The 15,747-nt window shown below is 69.4% G+C and carries 15 protein-coding genes; 9 read left to right on the forward strand and 6 right to left on the reverse strand.

The window, feature by feature from the left end; genetic code table 11:
* Window positions 1-101 precede the first annotated feature (101 nt).
* The 3 genes from pheS to ACWEOI_RS28105 all read left to right on the forward strand — a co-directional run bounded on the left by pheS (window position 102) and on the right by ACWEOI_RS28105 (window position 4,544).
* Complete coding sequence (gene pheS, locus ACWEOI_RS28095) at window positions 102-1,160, forward strand: phenylalanine--tRNA ligase subunit alpha (RefSeq protein WP_433666654.1); 1,059 nt, start codon at window positions 102-104, stop codon at window positions 1,158-1,160.
* 32 nt (window positions 1,161-1,192) lie between these two features.
* A complete protein-coding gene (pheT, locus tag ACWEOI_RS28100) occupies window positions 1,193-3,694 on the forward strand; it encodes a phenylalanine--tRNA ligase subunit beta (RefSeq protein WP_452361514.1) in 2,502 nt (833 codons plus the stop codon).
* Window positions 3,695-3,758: 64 nt separating this feature from the next.
* Entirely contained in the window at window positions 3,759-4,544 is a 786-nt protein-coding gene (locus tag ACWEOI_RS28105; RefSeq protein ID WP_452361515.1) for an alpha/beta hydrolase, read from the forward strand.
* On the opposite strand, the gene ACWEOI_RS28110 is transcribed toward ACWEOI_RS28105, so the two are convergent.
* Window positions 4,531-5,703: a transcription termination factor Rho, short form gene (locus ACWEOI_RS28110; protein WP_452361516.1), complete on the reverse strand. Its 1,173-nt coding sequence runs from the start codon at window positions 5,701-5,703 to the stop codon at window positions 4,531-4,533. The genes ACWEOI_RS28105 and ACWEOI_RS28110 overlap by 14 nt on opposite strands.
* A gap of 205 nt (window positions 5,704-5,908) precedes the next feature.
* On the opposite strand from ACWEOI_RS28110, the gene ACWEOI_RS28115 reads away from it, so the two are divergent.
* From ACWEOI_RS28115 to ACWEOI_RS28130, 4 genes are all read left to right on the forward strand, one after another.
* Window positions 5,909-6,418 carry a PspA/IM30 family protein gene (locus ACWEOI_RS28115; protein ID WP_433666650.1) on the forward strand — a complete coding sequence of 170 codons (510 nt, stop codon included), beginning with the start codon at window positions 5,909-5,911 and terminating at the stop codon, window positions 6,416-6,418.
* Between the two features lie 24 nt (window positions 6,419-6,442).
* Window positions 6,443-7,483 (forward strand): hypothetical protein, encoded by a 1,041-nt coding sequence (locus tag ACWEOI_RS28120; RefSeq protein ID WP_452361517.1) that lies wholly within the window; start codon window positions 6,443-6,445, stop codon window positions 7,481-7,483.
* A gap of 104 nt (window positions 7,484-7,587) precedes the next feature.
* Entirely contained in the window at window positions 7,588-8,019 is a 432-nt protein-coding gene (locus tag ACWEOI_RS28125) for a hypothetical protein (RefSeq protein ID WP_452361518.1), read from the forward strand.
* 49 nt (window positions 8,020-8,068) lie between these two features.
* Entirely contained in the window at window positions 8,069-8,251 is a 183-nt protein-coding gene (locus ACWEOI_RS28130) for a hypothetical protein (protein WP_452361519.1), read from the forward strand.
* Here the strand turns inward: ACWEOI_RS28130 and ACWEOI_RS28135 are convergent.
* The 3 genes from ACWEOI_RS28135 to ACWEOI_RS28145 form a co-directional block, all read right to left on the reverse strand.
* A complete protein-coding gene (locus tag ACWEOI_RS28135; RefSeq protein WP_452361520.1) occupies window positions 8,227-9,306 on the reverse strand; it encodes a GlxA family transcriptional regulator in 1,080 nt (359 codons plus the stop codon). The two genes, ACWEOI_RS28130 and ACWEOI_RS28135, sit on opposite strands and share 25 nt — an antisense overlap.
* 38 nt (window positions 9,307-9,344) lie before the next feature.
* Window positions 9,345-10,223, reverse strand: a complete 879-nt coding sequence (locus tag ACWEOI_RS28140) for an alpha/beta fold hydrolase (RefSeq protein ID WP_452361521.1) — start codon at window positions 10,221-10,223, stop codon at window positions 9,345-9,347.
* 272 nt (window positions 10,224-10,495) lie between these two features.
* Window positions 10,496-10,981 (reverse strand): nitroreductase/quinone reductase family protein, encoded by a 486-nt coding sequence (locus tag ACWEOI_RS28145; protein ID WP_433666644.1) that lies wholly within the window; start codon window positions 10,979-10,981, stop codon window positions 10,496-10,498.
* Between the two features lie 89 nt (window positions 10,982-11,070).
* Between ACWEOI_RS28145 and ACWEOI_RS28150 the strand changes: the two genes are divergently transcribed.
* Entirely contained in the window at window positions 11,071-11,970 is a 900-nt protein-coding gene (locus ACWEOI_RS28150) for an RNA polymerase sigma-70 factor (RefSeq protein ID WP_452361522.1), read from the forward strand.
* 16 nt (window positions 11,971-11,986) lie between these two features.
* Here ACWEOI_RS28150 and ACWEOI_RS28155 read toward each other — a convergent pair whose 3' ends face one another.
* Window positions 11,987-12,763: an isocitrate lyase/PEP mutase family protein gene (locus ACWEOI_RS28155; RefSeq protein WP_452361523.1), complete on the reverse strand. Its 777-nt coding sequence runs from the start codon at window positions 12,761-12,763 to the stop codon at window positions 11,987-11,989.
* A gap of 66 nt (window positions 12,764-12,829) precedes the next feature.
* On the reverse strand, window positions 12,830-14,566 hold the full coding sequence (locus tag ACWEOI_RS28160; RefSeq protein ID WP_452361524.1) for an LCP family protein: 1,737 nt from the start codon (window positions 14,564-14,566) through the stop codon (window positions 12,830-12,832).
* A gap of 88 nt (window positions 14,567-14,654) precedes the next feature.
* On the opposite strand from ACWEOI_RS28160, the gene argC reads away from it, so the two are divergent.
* Window positions 14,655-15,728, forward strand: coding sequence for an N-acetyl-gamma-glutamyl-phosphate reductase (gene argC, locus ACWEOI_RS28165; RefSeq protein ID WP_433666640.1), 1,074 nt, complete (start codon window positions 14,655-14,657; stop codon window positions 15,726-15,728).
* The last annotated feature ends 19 nt before the right edge of the window (window positions 15,729-15,747 follow it).

Genomic DNA, 15,747 nt, shown 5'->3' on the forward strand with positions numbered 1-15,747 from the left:
ACAAGGTTTACGATGCGACCAGCAAGAATGGGTGGGCAGTAACCATTGCCGATAAGACTTTCCGCCCGACCCGTAACCAGCCTGGGGAGTGACGAACCATCGTGGCCGATGACAACAGTGCCGAGCAGACCGCCGCGTTGAGCGAGGAATCGCTCTCCGCCGCCGCGGAAGCCGCGGAGAAGGCGTTCGCCTCGGCCTCGACCCTGGACGAGCTGGCCACGGCCAAGACCGAGTACATGGGTGGCAAGTCGCCGATCTCGCTGGCGCAGCGGTCGCTGGGCACGCTGCCCAAGGAAGAGAAGGCCGACGCCGGCAAGCGGGTGAACGTGGCGCGCGGCCGGGTGTCGCAGGCCTACGAGTCGCGCCAGGCCGAGCTGCTCGCCGAGCGCGACGCGGCGGTCCTGGTGGCGGAGACCATCGACGTGACCCTGCCCGCCGACCGGCGCGCCACCGGCGCGCGGCACCCCATCTCGGTGCTGTCCGAGCGGGTCGCGGACGTGTTCGTGGCCATGGGCTGGGAGGTCGCCGAGGGTCCCGAGGTCGAGACCGAGCACTTCAACTTCGACGCCCTGAACTTCCTGCCCGACCACCCGGCCCGCACCATGCAGGACACCTTCCACATCGCGCCGGAGGGTTCGCGGCAGGTGCTGCGCACCCACACCTCGCCGGTTCAGGTGCGCACCATGCTGTCTCGCGAGCTGCCGATCTACGTGGTGTGCCCGGGCCGCACGTTCCGCACCGACGAGCTGGACGCCACCCACACCCCGGTGTTCTCGCAGATCGAGGGCCTGGCCATCGACAAGGGCCTGACCATGGCCCACCTCAAGGGCACCCTGGACGGTTTCGCGCGGGCGCTGTTCGGCCCGAACACCACCACCCGCATGCGGCCCAGCTTCTTCCCCTTCACCGAGCCGTCCGCCGAGGTGGACGTGTGGTTCGAGGACAAGAAGGGCGGCCCCGGCTGGGTCGAGTGGGGCGGTTGCGGCATGGTGAACCCGAAGGTGCTCATCGCCAGCGGCATCGACCCCGAGGTGTACAGCGGCTTCGCGTTCGGCATGGGCCTGGAGCGGACCCTGCAGTTCCGCAACGGCCTGCCGGACATGCGCGACATCGTCGAGGGCGATGTGCGGTTCACGCTGCCGTTCGGCATCCAGTCCTGACCTGACCCCGATACGAGGAAGCGAAACGTCAAGTGCGAGTAGCTCAGTCCTGGCTGACGGACATCCTGCAGCGGACCACCCCCGGGTGGTCGGTGACGGCCGAGGAGCTCGACGCGGGGTTCGTCCGGGTCGGTCTCGAGGTCGAAGAGGTCGACCATCTGGCGCCCATCGGCGGTGACATCGACAAGCCGCTGGTGGTCGGCCGGGTCGCCGAGATCACCGAGCTGACCGAGTTCAAGAAGCCGATCCGCTTCTGCAAGGTCGACGTCGGTAACCCCGAACTGCAGGAGATCGTCTGCGGCGCACGGAACTTCGCCGTCGGCGACCTGGTCGTGGTGGTGCTGCCCGGTGGCGAGCTGCCCGGCGGATTCAAGATCGCGTCGCGGAAGACCTACGGCCACACCAGCAACGGCATGATCTGCTCGGTCGCCGAACTCGGCATCGGCAAGGACCACAGCGGCATCCTGGTGCTGGAGCCCGGCACCGCCGAGCCCGGCGCGGACGCCAACGAGCTGCTGGGCCTGGGCGACACCATCATCGAGCTGGCCATCACCCCCGACCGCGGTTACGCGTTCTCCGCGCGCGGCCTTGCGCGTGAGCTGGCCTGCGGTTTCGACCTGGAGTACGGCGATCCGGCCGTGCGGCTGCTGCCGGACTCCGAGGTCGAGGCGTGGCCGGTGAAGATCGACCCCGAGTCGGGCTGCACGCGTTTCGCGGTGCGCCGCGTCACCGGCATCGACCCGAAGGCCGTGAGCCCGTGGTGGCTGCAGCGCCGCCTGCTGCTGTCGGGCGTGCGCCCGATCTCCCCGGCCGTGGACGTCACCAACTACGTGATGCTCGAACTCGGTCAGCCGCTGCACGCCTTCGACGCCGCCAAGGTGCGCGGCGGATTCGTGGTGCGCCGCGCGAACACCGGCGAGACCCTGCGCACCCTCGACGAGGCCGAGCGCACCCTCGACGCCGAGGACGTGATCATCGCCGACGAGTCCGGCGTCATCTCGCTGGCCGGCATCATGGGCGGCGCGAGCACCGAGGTGTCGGACACCTCGACCGACATCCTGCTCGAGGCCGCCACCTGGAACCCGGTGGCCGTGGCCCGCACCGCGCGCCGCCACAAGCTCGGCTCCGAGGCGAGCCGCCGCTTCGAGCGGATCGTGGACCCCGAGGTCAATATCGCCGCCCTCGATCGCGCCGCCACCCTGCTGGCCGAGATCGCCGGTGGCACCGTCGAATCCGTGCTGACCGACGTGCGCGTGCTCACCCCGGCCGTGCGGCCGATCACCATGGACATCGATCTGGCCGACCGCACCGCGGGCGTGCACTACGCGCCCGGCGCGGCCACCCGCCGCCTGCAGCAGGTCGGCTGCGCCATCGAGGTCGGCGTCAGCGACGCGGGCCACCCGCAGCTGATCGTGACCCCGCCGTCCTGGCGTCCCGACCTCACCCAGCCCGCCGACCTGGTGGAGGAGGTGCTGCGCCTGGAGGGTCTGGACCAGATCCCGTCGGTGCTGCCCACCGCTCCCGCCGGCCGCGGCCTCACCGCCGCCCAGCTGCGTCGTCGTGCCGTGAGCAAGGCGCTGGCGTTCGAGGGCTGTGTCGAGGTGCCCGCCCCGGTCTTCATGCAGGCCGGTGTCTTCGACACCTGGGGTCTGGACGCCGACGACCCGCGCCGCAACACGCTGCGGGTGCTGAACCCGCTCGACGTCGAGCGCGCGGAACTGTCGACCACCCTGCTGCCCGGTCTGCTGGAGATCGCGGCCCGCAATATCTCTCGCGGCCAGCGCGATCTCGCCATCTACGCGATCGGCCAGGTCACCCTGCCGACCGAGCGGACCGCGCCCGTCGGGCTGCTGCCCGTGGATCGCCGCCCGACCGACGACGAGATCCAGGTCCTGCTCGACTCGCTGCCCGAGCAGCCGACCCGGGTCGGCGCGGTCCTCACCGGCCGTCGTGAGCCGCGCGGACCGTGGGGCCCCGGCCGCCCGGTCGAGGCGTCGGACGCCTTCGCCCTGGTCGACGCGATCGCCGAGGCCGCCGGTCTGACCATCGAACGCCGTGCGGCGCAGTTCCTTCCGTGGCACCCGGGCCGTTGCGCCGAGCTGCTGGTGGACGGCGTCGTCGTCGGCCACGCGGGTGAACTGCACCCGGCCGTGCTGGAGCGTTCCGGCCTGCCGCCGCGCACCTGCGCCTTCCAGCTCGACCTCGACGCCCTGCCGCTGCGCGAGATCCGGCCCGCCCCGGTGGTTTCCGCGTTCCCCGCGGTGCTGCAGGACGTCTCGGTCAGCGTCGACAAGGCCGTTGCCGCCGTGACGGTGGAGCACGCGCTGCGCACCGGCGCGGGCGAGCTGCTCGAGGACATCTCGCTGTTCGACGTGTACGAGGGCGCGCAGGCGGGTGAGGGCCGCAAGTCGCTGACCTACGCCCTGCGCTTCCGGGCCACCGACCGCACCCTCACCGAGGACGAGGCCAGCGCCGCCCGTGACGCGGCGGTCGCTCGCGCCGCGGACGCGGTGGGCGCGGTGCTGCGCGGCTGATCCCAGTCCCTACCGAAAGGGCCCCGATCCGGGTGGATCGGGGCCCTTTCGGTATGAATGAACCATGTGGCATCCGGCGACGGCGGTCCTCAACGCGCTCAGCTACCAACCGGGCGAGCGGGGCATCGCGATGACTCCCGACACGTACGGGTTCGCCTACGACGACCTGTACTTGCGGACCTCCGACGGGGAGACCGTCAACGCGTGGTTCGTGCGTGCGGTGGGGGAACCGGTGGGGCACATCCTGTTCGCGCACGGGAACGGCGGGAACCTCGGGGATCGATCGCCGATGCTGGCCATGCTGGCGGCGGCCGGATTCGATGTGATGGTCTTCGACTATCGGGGGTACGGACGCAGTACCGGGCGGCCGGATGAGAGCGGGACCTATCGGGATGTGCGGGCCGCGCGGGAGGCGTTGCTGGCGCAGCCCGGGGTGGATGCCGAACGGGTGGTGTATCTCGGCAAGTCGCTCGGCGGGGGAGTGATGCTGGAGTTGGCGAACGCGGTGCCGCCCGCGGCACTGCTGCTCATGTCGACGTTCACGAACATGCGGGACGCGGCGACGACGGTGTATCCGTTCCTGCCGAAGGTCTTCGTGCCCAACGCCTATCCGAGTCTGAAGCGGATTCGGCGATTGACCTGCCCGGTCCTGATCATGCACGGTGACGCGGACGAGCTGTTGCCCGTGCGGATGGGTCGGGAGTTGTTCGCGGCGGCGCCGGAGCCCAAGGAGCTGGTGATCTATCCGGGCGGGCTGCACAACAATCTGATCGGATTCCCCGGCTGGGCCGAGCGGGTCGCGTCCTGGGCGGCGGGCGTACTACCGCCCAAGCGGCTCATTTCCGGATGATGTTGGCGAGGAACTCGGCATTGCCGCCGGTCTTGCGCAGGCCGTCGAGGAGCAGGTCGAGGGCGCGCTGATCGTCCAGATCGGCGAGAGTCCGGCGCAGGGTGGCGACGGCTTGGCGTTCGGCCGGATCGAGCAGCAGATCATCGCGGCGGGTGCTGGACTTGGCGATGTCCACCGCCGGGAAGACGTGGCGGCCGGCCAGGGCGCGGTCGAGCTTGAGCTCGGCATTGCCGGTGCCCTTGTACTCCTCGAAGATGACGGTGTCGGCGAGCGAACCGGTTTCGACGAGCGCGCTGGCCACGATGGTCAGCGAGCCGCCGTTCTCGATATTGCGGGCCGCGCCCAGGAACCGCTTGGGCGGCAGCAGCGCGGTGGAATCCACACCGCCGGAGAGGATTCGGCCCGAGGCCGGTCCGGAAGTGTTGTAGGCGCGGGCCAGCCGGGTGAGCGAGTCGAGCAGGACGACGACGTCGCGGCCCTCCTCGACCAGGCGCTGCGCCCGCTCGATGGCCAGCTCGGCCAACGCGGTCTGCTCGGCGGGGGAGTGGTCGAAGGTGGCGGCGACCACCTCGGCGGGGACGCCGCGGGACAGGTCGGTGACCTCCTCGGGGCGCTCGCCGACCAGCACCAGCATGAGGTGCGCTTCCGGGTGATTGACGGCGATGCCATGCGCGATCGACTGCAGCACAGAGGTTTTGCCCGCCTTCGGCGGTGCGACGATGAGCGCGCGCTGGCCCTTGCCGATCGGCATGATCAGGTCGGTGACGCGGGTGGTGAGCTTGTTCGGCTGGGTTTCCAGCCGCAGCCGCTCGTTCGGGTGGATGGGGGTCAGGTCCCGGAAGTGCGGTCGCGCGCCCAGCTCGGCGGCCGATCGGCCGTTGACGGTGTCGACGCGCACGAGGGGAGCTTGCTTGCCGCCCTTGGGATTCGGCTGCGCGAGTCCGGTGACCAGGTCGCCGCGGCGCAGTCCGTGCGTGCGGATCAGGCGGGCCGGGACGTGGACGTCGTGCGGGCCGGGCAGGTAGCCGTCGCGGCGCAGGACGCCGGTCTGGCCGTGCAGGTCCACGATTCCCGTTGCGGGAGTGAGTGTTTCGATGTGGTCGAGGGCCGGGGTCGGATCGGTGGATACGACCGGGGGCCGGATTTCGGTGGTTGTCATGGTTTCTCCTTGGTGTGGCCGGATACGGCCGAGGGCGGTGGATGACCGCGGATGAATGTCGAGGGATCACCGCATAGGCGGGATCTGCTCGGTGAGGAAGGAAATCGCGGTGGGAGGGACTCTGCGTCTACCTGCGTCCACGGGATCGCGACGCCACCACGGTACGTCACCCCGCGGGGCGCGGTCAATGCGTAGCCTGGAACCCATGAGCGATGCCCAGGAACTCGCGGCGCTGTTGGCGCAGCTGCCGGATGCCGAACTCGCGGGTGTGGTCGGGGCCGCCACCGAGGGCCGGGCCGGTCTGGCCGCCCTGCACGCGGTGGCGCGATCCCTGGCGGACACCCTCGGTCATGCCCCGGATGTCATCGATGTGACTCCTGACACCCTGCCGGTGGATGGCTATTCACAGTCTGAGACGGTCGGGGGATCCGGGCAGGTCGGAGCGGGTCCGGTGGCGACCGGGATACCGGTACCGCCTGCGGGTATCCCCACCGCGCCCTCGGTCGGCGGCTATACCTCCGCCGGGGTCCCTACTTTCGAGTCAGTTCGCGATAAGGTCGAGCAGCGCTACGGGACCTCGCAGGGGATGGGCGAGCTCGATCGGCAGACACCAGTGGGCCGTAGCGTAGAGGAACAGTGGGATGCGCGAGCCGAGGCCGCGCGGGAACGACTGGATCAAATTCGAAAATCGATGCAGGGCAACGATTCCGAGTAGGTCCGGCGTTCCGTCTGAGATTGGGTGGAACCTTTGACCGAGCCGCGCGAAATTGCCGAGAAACTGCTGGATCTCCAGGTCGACTTCATTGTCGCCGAGGTCTCCGGCGATCGCTTCGCCGAAGTGATCGCCCGCGATGTGGAAGCGGTGATCGGCGTCGCCGACACCATCATCTTCCGCGACGTGGTGGAGATCGATCAGGCCAAGCAGACCGTCGCCAATGTCATCGACCTCATCGGCGGCAGCCCGGTGCTGGGCGAGATGGTCGGCACGCTGGCCGACACGCTCTACGAGGACATCGCCGGGAACACCGAGTACACCCTCGGTGACGTGGTCGACCGCGAACCGGTCGAACAGCTGCTGGAGAAGCTCTTCGGCATGCACCAGGCGCAGGAACGCATCCTGGAACGCCTCACCGAGAGCCCCCTGATCGCGACCGTGGCCGCCAAGTTCGTGGACAAGCTGGTCGACGATCTGATGGAGACCAACAAGCAGATGGCCTCGAAGATTCCCGGGGTCGGCTCGCTGGTGTCGATGGGCACCAATGCCGCCAAGACCGCGCGCAAGGCGGCGGAGAAGGCCGGCGGCACCTTCATCGGCGAAATGGCCGGGAAGGGAGCGCAATTCGCGCTCAAGCGGACCAACAACGCCATCCGCGAGATGCTGCGCGACGCGCCGGTGCACGACGCGGCCATGGAGTTCTGGGACCTGCACGCCGGGGAACCGGTCAGCGGCCTGCGCGAGTACCTGTCGCAGCAGGACCTGAAGGAGCTGGCGCTGATCATCCACCGGATCGGCGTGACCACCCGCAACAAGGAATACGTCGGCGTGCTGGTGGACCAGGGCGTCGAGGTGTTCTTCGAGAAGTACGGCGACCACACCCTGGCCGCCATGCTGCCCGAACTGGGCCTGTCCGAGGCCGTCATCGCTGAGGAGATCCTGCGCTACGGCCCCGCCGTGGTGGAGGCCGCCAAGCGGAACGGCGTGCTGGCCAAGCTGATCCGCGAGCGGTTGGAGCCGTTCTTCCTGTCCGAGCCGGTGCTGGCGGTGCTCGCCGGGAACTGACGCCGGAGACTCGATCCGGGGCCGTACGCGGTGATCGCGTGCGGCCCCGCGTCATTCCCTGGAGGGAATCGCGCAGCGTATCGATTCCTCGCAGACTCATGGTCATGACGAACAACGACATCGACCTGAACGACATCGCCGCCCGCTACCTGGCCCAGTGGAACGAGTCCGATCCGGAGGCGCGCCGCAAGCTCATCCACGACCTGTGGGCCGAGGACGGCGCGCAGATCCTCGTCGATCCGCCCGAGGCCATGCGCACCGCGGCCGCCGAGCTGAACTTCCCGATCCCGGCCCTCGAGGTCCGCGGCCACCACGCACTGGAACGTCGCGTGGAACGGGCCTACGACATGTTCATCGGCACCGGCCACCGCTTCGTGCAGCGCGGGGAGACAACGGCGCTGCTGAACCATGTCATCGCCATCACCTGGTCCATGGTGACCGAGGACGGCGCCGTGGTCGGTGGCGGCCTGGACGTACTGGCGCTCGACGAGGACGGCCGCATCCGCACCGACCACCAGCACATCGCCGTCGCCTGACGGCGTGGGTGAAAACCGGTGCGCGACAGGCGATACCCGCGCTTCCGCAGTGCCGCACCCGGAGTGGGTGCGGCTGTGGTCGACAGAGGTGTCGCCCGCCGATATCGAGCGCCGACCCATCCGGGTGCGTTCATCCGAGACCGGCGAATGGGTGAGCATGCACGTGCAGCTCTTCAAATTCGAACTGCCGCAGCGGCCGTGGTGGATCTACTCGCCGGTGCCGGTCGGCTGAGCCGGGCTCAGGGCGAAATGCTGGCGGTAGCGTTCGGGTGTGGTGGCCAGGCGGCGGGTGAACACCCGGTGCAGGGTCTCCCCGTGGCGGTAGCCGACCTGGCGGGCGATCGCGCCGATGGTCAGTTCGGTGGACTCCAGGAGTCGTCGGGCCGCCTCGACTCGCAGATCCTCCACGAATGCCGCTGGTGTGCAGCCGGTTTCGGTGCGGAAGGCGCGGGCGAAATGACGTTCGCTCATGCCCGCGCGGGCCGCCAGCCCACTCACGGTGAGCTCGTCGCCGAGGTGATCGGGCAGCCACTGCTGCACGGCCCGGATGGCGGGCGTGCGGGCGGGCTGACTGCGCAACTGGGCGCTGAACTGGGCCTGACCGCCCGGACGACGGGTGAACACCACATACACCCGCGCGATCATGGCGGCCGTCTCGCGACCGTGGTCGTCCTCGACCAGAGCCAGCGCCAGATCGACGCCCGCGGACATGCCCGCCGAGGTCCAGCGATTGCGGTCGCGGACGTAGATGCGATCCGGTTCGACCGTGACCCGCGGATAGCGCTGGGCGAGTAGGGCGGTCGAACCCCAGTGGGTGGTGGCGCGGTAGCCGTCGAGCAGGCCCGCGGCGGCCAGCAGCAGCGCGCCCGCGCACACCGATGTCACCCGGCGGGCCTTGCGGGCGAGGGCGGGGAGAGCGGGGACCACCGCCGCCGCCCCGGGACCGTGGACATCGCCGCCCACCACGATGAGGGTGTCGAAGTCGTCTCCGGCGGTGATGTCCTCGAGCGAATGCGCGACCGACAGGGTCAGTCCGCCATCGGCCTCGATGGGCAGCCCGCCCGGCGACGCCGTCAGCAGCCGGTACGGCAGTGCCGGGGAGTCGCCGTCCGAGGCGTCAGCGGTCTCGCCGAGGGCGCCGGCCGGGCCACGCAATTCCGGTGGCAACCGATCCGGCGGCGTCTCGACGATGGTGTTGAGGAGTGCGAACACATCGAGCGGTCCCGCCAGTTCGGAGATCTGCATGCCTTGGAAGACGACGAAGACGACGGTGCGAGGCGCGGGCACCTCCCGATCATCGCAGTCGGCGCAGGCGGCTGTCACGGTCAGTTGCTGATCGATCCGGCCGGATCGCGGGTGGTGTGGCGGTCCAGGAACGGGATCATCAGCGCGGCCACCAGCTCGGGGAACTGGGCGTGCGGATAGTGCCCGCCCTGCTCGACCAGCACATACTGGCCGAGCCCGCTGGGCAGGCCGGCCACGATCGCCCGGGCCTCGTCTTCCGGGTGCGGGAAGTCCGGATCGTCCGCGCCCATGATCACCAGTGCGGGACAGTGGACCTCGGGCAGCCGGGCCGCGGCGTCGGCCGGGGTGGTTCTGCCGGTCTTCATGTATTCCGCCCAGCGGCCGGGGCGCTCCAATTGGGTCCGCAGTTCGGCGAGGTAGCCGTCGTGATCGGCGGGCGCGGTCGGGTAGGCCACGCCGTCGAGGTACCCGAACCACAGACGCGGCGACTTCAACAGCTGGGTGCCGATCAGTTCCAGCATGCCGCGCCGGTGACGGCGATCCGCCCACAGCGCCCCGAAATCCACGCCCTGGGTGAGCGTGAAGGGGTCGATCTCGACGATCGCCGACACCAGCTCCGGCGCCTCGGCCGCCGCGATGGTCGCCGAACCGCCCGACAGCGAGTGCCCGACGATCACCGCCGGACCCCCGAAATGCCGGATGACTCCGAGCAAGTCGAGGGCCACGTCGGTGCGGCTGATGGCGGCCTTCCCGGTCACCGACGGCCAGTCCACGCTGGACTCGCCGTGCCCGCGCATATCGACATTGACCACGCGGTACCCGGCGGCGGCCAGCGGGGCGACCAGATGACGGAAGTCCCGCCGCCAGGTCCCCATCCCGTGCGACAACACCACCAAGGGCCCGTCACCGGTCACGTCACACGCGATCCGCCCGTGCTCGAGCTCTACATACTCGGTCATTTCCAGTTCCTTCCAAGCGATTTCGCTCCGCTGCCGCGGTGGGCGGCATGCAGGAATTGAACGCCGGAACCGGGGTTCGGCCGAGGGGCCGGGCAGGGCGGATCAGTGGTGTGGCCGATCCGGTCAGTCGCTGACCGCCCCGACCCGCACCTCGGTCGTCGCCGTTTCGGAGGCTCGAACCAGGCGGTGAGCGCGTCCCGCAGCGCCGACTCCGCCGTGTCCGCGGGCTCGGCCACCCTTGCGGCCCAGGGCGATGCGGGCGTCAGTCTTACCTACGCACGGCTGAGAACAGCGATCGGGAACTGCCGCGGACTCAGCGCCCGGTAGGTATCGAAGTGGGGGTAGGTGGCAGCGAGAGTGCGCCAGTGCGCGTCGTATTCAGCGGAATCGGTAACCACCCGATACGTGACCGGAAAGCTCTCGCGCCCGATCCGAACCTGAGCCTTGTCGGTGGCCAGAAGGTTCTTCCACCAGTTGGGCACACCGGGGTTACCGCCATTGGAACCACACACCAGCAGATCATCGCCGGACCGGACGAGCATCAACATGACCGGCCGAGGCTCGCCGGACTTGCGGCCGGGCACCGTCAGCTCGAAGACAGGGTCGCCGAAGAGAGTGGCGAACCGGGTGCCGCCGAAACGCGTGTAGAGACGACGGTGCACGCGAGCGTAGAAGCGGGCCACCCCGCCCAGATAGGTGCTGGAGTAGAAGTTGAAGCGGCCCATCAGGGTCAGCTTGCCGGGATCGGCGCCGGTCATTGGATTCCCCTCGGGACGGTGGGCGTTCGAAACTGACTGTACATGGTGTCCAGCGAGTTGACGCGAGGCCTACTGGCTAGGCTTCGGGGATGGGGACGGACACGGATCGGGCGGCCGGGGTGGACGAGTTCGATGGGCTGCGACCGTTATTGTTCACGGTCGCCTACCAACTGCTCGGGAGCGCCGCCGACGCCGAGGACGTGGTGCAGGACAGCTACCTCCGGTGGCGGGACACGGACCGGGAACGAGTCGAGAACCCGCGCGCGTATCTGACCACGGTCGTGACACGGCAGGCGCTGAATCATCTGCGGACGGTGCGACGGCGGCGTGAGGAATACGTGGGCAGCTGGCTGCCCGAACCCATCCGCACCGACGCCTACACCGAACACGATGTGCTGCTGGCGGAATCGGTGTCGATGGCCATGCTGCTGGTGCTCGAAACCCTCGGGCCGACCGAGCGGGCGGTGTTCGTGCTGTCGGAAGTGTTCGGGCACAGTTTCGTCGAAATCGCCGGGATGGTGGGCAAATCCGATGCCACCGTGCGGCAGATCGCGCATCGGGCTCGCGCGCACGTACGGGAACGCCGCAAGCGGTTCGAACCCGACACCGAGACGAGCCGGGCGGTGATCGAACGGTTCCTGCTGGCCACACAGACCGGCGATACGCAGACGCTGATGGATGTCCTCGCGCCGGACGTGGTGCAGATCTCCGACGGTGGTGGGAAGGTCACCGCGGCCCGGAAGCCCGTCGCGGGCGCGGAGCGGGTCGCGATCTACCTGGTGCGGCTGGCGCGGAACGGCATCGCGGACATGACCGTCGAGTTCGGCACGTACAACGCACTGCCCGCCGTCCTGCTGCGCACCACGGATGGACTACTCGACACCGTGCAGCTGATCGAAACCAGCGGCGACCGCATCACCGGGCTGTATGCGATCCGTAATCCGGACAAGCTGCGGACCGCTGAACTGACGCGCGTGCTCGCTCGGTGACCGCTCGCTGCGGAGCCTAAGGCTCCAGGACGCGCTGAATCGTTGCGTAACTGGGTATTTCGGCGACCAGCGGATGACCGTGGGCCACGGATTCCGCCGTATGCACCGCGGCCGCCAGTGCCGCGCGGTACAGCAGCGATCCCGTGCTGATGCGCCGGACACCCAAGCCGCCCAGCTCGGCCACCGTCAGCCCGGCAGGGGAGAACAGGATGTTCAACGGCGCGCTCAACGCCGCCGTGAGGGCACGAATCCCCTCGGCGTCGCTGATCCCCGGCACGAAAATGCCGTCCGCACCACACTTCTCGTAATGCTGGACCCGTTCCAGCGTGGAGTCCGCGTCGATGCCGAGCCAGTAGGTGTCGGTGCGCGCGTTGACGAACAACTCGGGCACGCGAGCCTTCACCGCCGCGATCAGCTCGCCCTGCTCGCGAGGATCCGCCAACGCCGTATTGGATCGGCTGTCCTCCAGATTGATTCCCGAGATCCCCGCGTGCGCGAGTTCCGCGCAGAACTCCGCCACCTCGCGCGGATCGGTGCTGAACCCGCCCTCGATGTCCACGGTGACCGGGATGGTCAGCCGTCCGAGCCGCCGCGCCAGCGCGAGCGTTTCGGCACGCGTGGCGGCGGTGCCGTCGGGCAGTCCGGCCGCGGCGGCGACGCCCAGGCTGGTGGTGCCCAGCGCCGGGAACCCCGCCTCGGCGAGCATGGCCGCCGACCCGTAGTCCCACGCGTTGGGCAGGACCAGCGGGCGGTCACCGTGGTGCAGACTGCGGAAGAGCTCGGTCTTCGTCATAGCGGCACTCCGTTCGTCGACGGTGGGTCACGCGGGTCGCGGCGATATCAGGTCACGCGGGTGAGATCAGTTCACGCAGGGGATCTTCGAGCCGATGGTGGTGGTCACCGGCTTGCCGGAGTCGGGCGCGTCCGAGGTGGTCGTGTCCGAGGTCGCGGCCTGGCTGGTGCTGGAGCCGTTGGCGGTGGTGGTCGGGGTGGTGGCGGTCGCCGTCGGGTCCAGGGACGTCGGGATCTCGAGGTCGCTGCCGACGACCAGCTTCACATGCCCCGCCGACACCGACGTCGACGGGCTGACCGGTAGGCCGCCGAACATCTCCGACACCTGCTTGGCGTCGGTGTCGCCGCCGGTGCCGTAATACACGGTCGAGCTGGTGCCGTCGGCGTAGGAGGCGTTGGCGACCTCACCGGCCGGGAATCCCTTGGCGGTCAGCAGCTTCGACACCTTCGCCGCCTGGCCGGGGGTGCCGCTGGCGTTGACCACGTCCAGCGTCGAGGTGGGGGTGACGAGCGGGGCGCTGGGCGCGGCCGGAGTCGAGACGCCGAACGCCTCGCGCACCGTTTTCTTGATCGCCACCGGATCGATGACGTTCACGTCCTGGCCGTCGACATTGTCGTAGCGCAGCACCGGCAGCGTGCGGAACTCCACCGACGGCGAGTCCGCGCGGCCCAGGGTGGTGGCGAAGTCGGTGAGGCTCCAGCCGTCGGAAAGCACCACGTCCTTGTGCGCCACATCGATCAGCGCCTTGAGCCGACCCGGATTGGTCAGCGTGTCAGAGCCTTTCAGAGAGTTCGCGACCGAGGTCAGGAACGCCTGCTGCCGGTGGGTGCGGTCCAGGTCGCCGTTCTCCAGGCCGTGCCGCTGCCGCACGAACGCCAGCGCGTCCGAACCGTCCAGGTGCTGCGGTCCCGCCGGGAACTGCGCGCCCGAGTAGTAACTGTCGTCCACGGCGTGGTTGAGGCACACGTCGACGCCGCCGAGCGCGGTCGCCAGATCGTAGAACCCCGCCAGCGAGATCTCCGCGAACCGGTTGATCGGGACGCCGGTCAGTGCCTTCACGGTCTGAACGATGCTGGCACGCCCGGCTTCCCGGCCCTGCCGCTCCAGTTCGGGACCCTCGGCCATGCCCTTGGCCTTGAGTTTCTCCTCGACCGTGTACTTCTTGAGGCCGTACGACTCCTTGATCTTGGCGTGGTCGTAGCCCGGAATGCCCTGCACCGGCACATAGTCGTCGCGCGGGATGGAGAACGCGACGATGTGCTTGAGGTCCTTCGGAATGTGCACCAGGATCAGCGAATTGGCGTTGTAGCCGCCCTCGGTGCCGTCGCCGGCGTGCAGCTGGTCGAGGATCTCCTTGGGGAGATCGTTGCCGTTCAGGTCTTTTCGGGTGTCCAGACCGATCAGCAGCATGTTGATGTCGCCGTCGAGGTTCACGTCCTCGGGCGAAATCGCGCCGGAGCGGGTGAAGCCCTGGTCCAGGGTGGTCTCGCCGTACCAGACGACACCGGTGATGCCCATCACGCCCGCCGCGACCATGGCCATGGCACCGCGTCCGGCCAGGCGCAGCTTCTTGTCGCGCTCGCGCTCGGCGGGGGTGCGCTCGCGGCGGTTGCCGCCGCTGTCCGGCTTCTCGCCGCCGCCGCTCCGACCCTCGGTACGACGGCGGCCCGCGCGCGGGGGCTTCGAGTCACCCTGGGCGCGCCGCGAGCGGCGGGGGGCGGGATTCGGCGTCTCCGGTGCCCGGTGAGAGCGGCCCGACTGGGGGCCGACAACCGGCAGCGGCTGGGTGGCGTCGTCGTACATGGCGTTGTCGAGTGTGCCGTAAGCGGCGCGTCCTGTCAGATTTCCGCCCGGTTGTGAATGAGCTTGCACAGTCGTGCATAATCATCACATGGTGGATACCTCGAACGGGCCCCTACGGGTCGCGGTAGCTGGTGCGAGCGGCTACGCGGGCGGTGAAGTGCTGCGCCTGCTCCTCGGACACCCCGCCTACCGAAGCGGGCACCTCGAGATCGGGGCGCTGACCGCGGGCTCCAACGCCGGCACCACCCTCGGTGAGCTGCAGCCTCACCTGCTGCCGCTCGCCGACCGGGTCCTCGCGCCCACCACCGTCGAGGAACTCTCCGGCCACGACGTGGTCTTCCTCGGCCTGCCGCACGGCCAGTCCGCGGCGATCGCCACGGCCTTGCCGGACTCCACGATCATCATCGACTGCGGCGCCGACTTCCGGCTCACCGACGGCGCGGCCTGGGAGAAGTACTACGGCACCCCGCACGCCGGCCACTGGCCCTACGGGCTGCCCGAACTGCCGGGCGGCCGCGACAAGCTGCGCGGCGCCACCCGGATCGCCGTCCCCGGCTGCTATCCCACCGTGTCGAGTCTCGCGCTGGCCCCGGCCGTCGCGGCGGGCATCATCGAACCTCGGGTGAATGTGGTTGCGGTGAGCGGCACTTCGGGCGCGGGCCGCAAACTCGACGTGGGCCTGCTCGGCTCCGAGGTGATGGGCTCGATGCGGGCCTACAGCATCGCGGGCGCGCACCGGCACACCCCCGAGATCGCGCAGAACCTGAAGGCCGCCCAGCTGTCCGGAGGCGCAGCCGATGCCGACGTGAGCGTGTCGTTCACCCCCGTGCTGGCCCCGCTGCCGCGCGGCATCCTCGCCACCTGCACCGCCCCCACCACCGTGGACGCCGCCCAGGCCCGGGCCGTCTACGAGAAGGCGTACGCCGACGAGCCTTTCGTGCACCTGCTGCCCGAAGGCGTGCTCCCGCAGACCGGTTCGGTGCTCGGCTCCAACGCCGTCACCCTCCAGGTCACCGTGGACACCGACGCCGGACTGCTGGTGGTCATCGGCGCGATCGACAACCTGACCAAGGGCACCGCCGGGGCCGCGGTGCAATCGATGAACCTGGCCCTCGGAATCGACGAGACCGCAGGACTTTCCACCGTAGGAGTGGCACCGTGAGCAACGACAACGTCAGCAA

The sequence above is a fragment of the Nocardia sp. NPDC004340 genome, assembly GCF_053602575.1.